The sequence below is a fragment of the Chryseobacterium contaminans genome (assembly GCF_001684955.1).
GTDB lineage: Bacteria > Bacteroidota > Bacteroidia > Flavobacteriales > Weeksellaceae > Chryseobacterium > Chryseobacterium contaminans.
In genome coordinates this window covers 1-4,879 of sequence record NZ_MAYF01000139.1, presented here as the reverse complement: position 1 = coordinate 4,879, position 4,879 = coordinate 1, and the positions used below count along the sequence as shown (strand labels likewise).

Sequence of the window (4,879 nt, the reverse complement as noted above, 5' to 3'; positions counted from 1 at the left end):
AAATGCAAGGGTAATAAAGTTGTTAAAAGCGGAATTATCAATGAGAAACAAAGGTTTCACTGTAAAAACTGCAACTATTATTTTACGGTTAAAAAACTGGGAAAACAAATTGATGATTATTATGTCACCAAGGCTTTACAGCTCTATCTTGAAGGTTTAAGCTACCGTGAAATCGAAAGAATTATTGGAGTTTCCCATGTTACCATCAGCTCATGGATCAAAAAGTATAACATCACAAGACCTCCTCACTCTGAGTTCCATCCTGTTTATAAAATATTGAAACAAAATGAATTAATAGAATATATAGCTCAGGAGGATAATATCAAAAATTCTGGGATCATCATTACCCAGTTTGCTGATAAGTATATGCTGATTAAGTGGGAAAGGTTTAAGAAGTAGATGCGAGGTTCGGGGTTCGAGATTCGAAGTGCAAAACAGAACAGCAATACATTATTTATCAATGTTTTACGAATAAAACAAATTCAAAAACCCGAATTACGAAACACGAAACCCGCACCTCGCAACAAATCATACCTATACTATTACCACTAATATATATTAAATTTTATTAAATAAATTATTAATTCCAATTTGGCTTTCACAAAAAACAACGCCAAAAATTGATAATTTATGAAGAAATTACTTACATTCATTGGAGCAGCCCTAATCAGCAGTTCTATGTATTCGCAGGGTTCCCCTGATTATGGCAGTGGATTAAAAATTAACCTTAATCCTGAGGGAGATAAATTCATCAGATTTATTTTATGGGATCAGCTTTGGCTGAGAAACAGCGGACTGAATCCCGGAAGTATGGTCGGAAATGAACCAACAGACAACACATGGAACCTGGGAAACAGGCGATTACGCGCTTTAACCTATGCACAGATCTCCAAAAGATATATGATCCTTCTTCATTTTGGAATCAACAATCAGACTTTCATTAATGGTGGCGCGTCAGGAACTTCAGGAACAGGCGGTTACGGAAACGGAAAGAAAACCCAGATGTTTTTCCATGATGCCTGGAATGAATATGCAGTTATTTTACCTGGAGAAGCGGGAAAATTCAGTTTATCTTTAGGGGCAGGACTTCATTATTATATGGGACTTTCCCGTATGACCATGGCCTCCACTCTTAATTTCCTTACCGTAGATTCTCCGGTATTCTCGTGGCCATTAATTGATAATTCGGATCAGTTTGGAAGACAAATCGGGATGTTCGCTAAAGGTAAATACGGAAAACTTGAGTATCGGTTCAGCTTAAACAAACCTTTTGCTACAGATCTTACTCCTGCTAACGTAACCGATCCATCAAAAGCTGTAGCAGTAGACAATAACGGAAATCCAAGTTTTTCAAAAGCCGGATATGTTGAATATCAATTCCTTGATGAGGAGTCCAACACTTTACCTTTCAAAGTAGGCTCTTACCTGGGAACGAAAAAAGTCTTCAACGTAGGAGCTGGATTTTACCATCAGGCAGACGGAACCAGAACTTCTGTAAATTCAAATGTAGAAAAGCACGATATTACTCTTTTCGCAGTAGATGCTTTTGCAGATATTCCTTTGGGTGAAGCCAAAAACAAAATGGCCGTTTCTGCATATGCCGGATATTATAACTACAACTTCGGCCCCAACTATGTAAGAAATCTGGGAACTATGAATATTGCAGCTTCAGATCCTAATTTCACAGGCAACAAAGCTATTGCAGGGCCGGGAAATCTACAACCCACCATCGGAACAGGTAATATTATCTACGCACAGGCCGGATTACTATTGCCAAGTCAGGCAGAAAAGCCAAAAATCAGAATACAACCTTTTGCAGCCTATACGCACAAAAACTTTGAGGCTTTTGATAAGTCATCCAACCAATTCGATATTGGAGCCAACTGGTTCATAGATGGACATCATGCAAAAATCACAACCCAGTATTCAACAAGGCCTGTTTACACCAATCCTACCGAAAAACCTTCTTCAAAAGGAGAATTTATTGTACAGTTCCAGATCTATTTATAACCTCCAAAACATTAAGGTAATAAAAAAATATAAAATGAGTTAAGTTCTGTTGTGAATACATTTTCTCATTCATTCCATTTTCCATTAACATCAAAAACTAATCAATATGAGCGACAATCATCACGAAAGCTACGAAAATATGACCGACAGGCAGAAAAACCGCACCATCTGGAGCGTTATCACAGCCTCATCCCTCGGAACCCTTATAGAATGGTATGACTTCTACATTTTCGGAAGTTTAGCCATTGTTTTAGCAACTAAATTTTTCCCGGCAGATAATCCAACAGCAGCCTTTTTATCTACACTGGCCACTTTTGCAGCCGGATTTGTGGTAAGACCTTTTGGCGCGCTATTCTTTGGAAGATTAGGAGACCTTATCGGAAGAAAATACACTTTCCTGGTTACTTTACTGATTATGGGATTTTCCACCTTTCTTATCGGATGTATCCCAAGTTATGAAACCATAGGATTCCTTGCTCCAGTTTTGGTTTTAATCCTAAGATTATTACAAGGGCTTGCTCTAGGAGGAGAATACGGAGGTGCTGCCACTTATGTTGCGGAATATGCACAACCTCATCGTAGAGGATACTGGACTTCCTGGATCCAAACTACGGCTACAGCAGGGCTTTTCATCTCACTAATTGTTATTTTAATCACTAAAACTACGCTTTCTCCTGAAGAATTTGACGGCTGGGGCTGGAGAGTTCCTTTCTGGATTTCAATTCTGATGGTGGGTGTTTCTTATATCATCAGAAAAAACATGAAGGAATCTCCTCTTTTTGCAAAGGCGAAAAGCGAAGGAAAAACTTCTAAAAACCCTTTAAAAGAAAGTTTTGGTAATAAATTCAATTTTAAATTTGTTCTTCTAGCCCTTTTTGGAGCAGCAATGGGACAAGGGGTTATCTGGTACACAGGACAGTTTTACGCCATGAGCTTCATGCAGAAAGTAATGAATATTGATTCTACCCAGGTAGACTATTTAATGGCTACTGCTTTATTTTTAGGAACACCTTTCTTTGTATTCTTCGGCTGGCTATCTGATAAAATAGGAAGAAAAGCGGTGATGATGACAGGAATGCTGATTGCTATTTTAGCTTACAGACCTATTTATGACAGTATGTTCAAAAGTGTCAGCCTTGAAAATAAGACCGTAGCATCCAACGGAATTACAGAAAAAAGAACGGCTAAAATTCACAATGATATTGCTACAGACAGCCTTGTCACTTTTCATAAAGAAACTCTTTTCACAGATGGAACCTTAATTAAAAAAGACAGTATTGTTCACTGGTCACCAGGCGGTCCAGTTATGAAAGACGGAAAAGCTGAAGAACCAAAGGTTTCACAATCTGTAAAAGTAAGCGACAGTACAAAATGGTATTTAGTATTCTTAGTATTTATCCAGGTTATTTTCGTAACCATGGTTTATGGACCTATCGCAGCATTCCTTGTTGAAATGTTCCCGGTGAGAATCCGCTACACATCGATGTCTTTACCTTATCATATTGGAAATGGGGTCTTTGGAGGACTTCTTCCTGCCGTAGCCACTTACCTGGTAACTACCGGAAAAGAAGCGGGGCATACCACATGGTATCTTGAGGGATTATGGTATCCGATCGGAGTAGCTGTAGTCTGTCTGGTTATCGGATTAATTTATCTTAAAAATAAGAACAATAATCTTCATGATTAATCATTGAATCACTCAAATTTTTATTAATTTTAAAACTACTAAAATGAACGGACTAAAAAAAATATTAGGCATACTCTGGATCGCCATTGCAGCGGTCGTAGGATATTTTGGAATTACTGTAATGGGAATCCCTAAAATCACCTCAGGAAAACAGGAAGATCTGGTTTTCGGAATCATCATTCTCTTTGTGCTGATGCCGATTATCTCAGGCGGAATGGCTGTTTTTGGTTATTATGCTTTAACAGGAGAATATTCTGACGAAAAAATATAGTTAATCATAAGAGATGAATGATAATTGATGAATGATTAATGTTCATCAATTATCTTTTATCCATCATCATGTATGAAAAAAAGACACGAACAAAAATTGGTTATCCTGAGCATCGGACTGATGCTTGCTTTCAGTATTCCTATTTCACTTCTCTTCAATAGTGAACGGGAAGTTTTCGGCTATCCTATGATCCTGATTTATCTGTTTGTTGTCTGGATGATTTCCATCATCATTTCCTTTGTAATTGTAAAAAAGTACAATGAGTAGTTTTGCCTTATTTTTTGTGGTTTTGTTTTATCTGGCTCTTCTGTTCTTAGTTGCCCACCTGGCAGAGAAGAAAAGAAGCAAGTTCTGGATCAACAATCCTTACATTTACGCATTGTCATTGGCTGTGTATTGTACTGCATGGACTTACTATGGAAGTATTGGTGTAGCCGCTACAAGTGGATTAAACTATCTGCCGATTTATATTGGCCCTGCTATGATTATTCCTGCATGGATTTATATCAACACCAGGATTGTAAGAATCGCTAGGGTGAATAAAATAAGCAGCCTTGCAGATTTTATCTCATTGCGATATGGAAACAGCCGAAGTATGGGCGCCATTATCACAGTTGTTTGTCTTCTGGCCATTGTACCTTATATCGGATTGCAGATTAAAGCAATCTCCGAAACGTTCCATTTGGTGACAGAAACTCCTATGTCCAAGGATATCCTGACTGATAATGCTACATTTGTTGTTATTTTAATTGCCCTATTTTCTTCTTATTATGGAACAAGATATGTAGATGCTTCAGAAAAGAGACTGGGAATTATCTCTGCTATTGCGCTGGAGAGTTTCTTAAAGCTATTCTTCATTATTATTCTCGGACTTTTTGTGATCTATTATGTTTTTGATGGATTCAATGATA

5 protein-coding genes and 1 pseudogene are annotated in these 4,879 nt (G+C 37.7%); all 6 read left to right on the top strand.

The genetic code is table 11. The features are described 5' to 3' along the window. Window positions 1-399, top strand: a 399-nt coding sequence (locus BBH99_RS09735; protein WP_066695045.1) for an IS1/IS1595 family N-terminal zinc-binding domain-containing protein, incomplete at its 5' end; no start/stop codon positions are given. A 231-nt stretch (window positions 400-630) separates the two neighbouring features. After that, on the top strand, window positions 631-2,010 hold the full coding sequence (locus BBH99_RS09730) for a porin (RefSeq protein ID WP_066695043.1): 1,380 nt from the start codon (window positions 631-633) through the stop codon (window positions 2,008-2,010). A 106-nt stretch (window positions 2,011-2,116) separates the two neighbouring features. Then, window positions 2,117-3,697, top strand: coding sequence for an MFS transporter (locus tag BBH99_RS09725; RefSeq protein ID WP_066695042.1), 1,581 nt, complete (start codon window positions 2,117-2,119; stop codon window positions 3,695-3,697). 43 nt (window positions 3,698-3,740) lie between these two features. Further along, complete coding sequence (locus BBH99_RS09720; protein ID WP_066695040.1) at window positions 3,741-3,968, top strand: DUF6814 family protein; 228 nt, start codon at window positions 3,741-3,743, stop codon at window positions 3,966-3,968. Window positions 3,969-4,040: 72 nt separating this feature from the next. Next, window positions 4,041-4,235 carry a hypothetical protein gene (locus BBH99_RS09715; protein WP_066695035.1) on the top strand — a complete coding sequence of 65 codons (195 nt, stop codon included), beginning with the start codon at window positions 4,041-4,043 and terminating at the stop codon, window positions 4,233-4,235. Further along, window positions 4,228-4,879: pseudogene (locus tag BBH99_RS09710) on the top strand (sodium:proline symporter); the annotation flags it as partial. The gene BBH99_RS09715 and the pseudogene BBH99_RS09710, both read left to right, overlap by 8 nt.

What these genes read in the sequence shown, in the direction of transcription:
- BBH99_RS09730 (WP_066695043.1), top strand. Translation starts at nt 631, where the DNA reads ATGAAGAAATTACTTACATTCATTGGAGCAGCCCTAATCAGCAGTTCT.
- BBH99_RS09725 (WP_066695042.1), top strand. Translation starts at nt 2,117, where the DNA reads ATGAGCGACAATCATCACGAAAGCTACGAAAATATGACCGACAGGCAG.
- BBH99_RS09720 (WP_066695040.1), top strand. Translation starts at nt 3,741, where the DNA reads ATGAACGGACTAAAAAAAATATTAGGCATACTCTGGATCGCCATTGCA.
- BBH99_RS09715 (WP_066695035.1), top strand. Translation starts at nt 4,041, where the DNA reads ATGAAAAAAAGACACGAACAAAAATTGGTTATCCTGAGCATCGGACTG.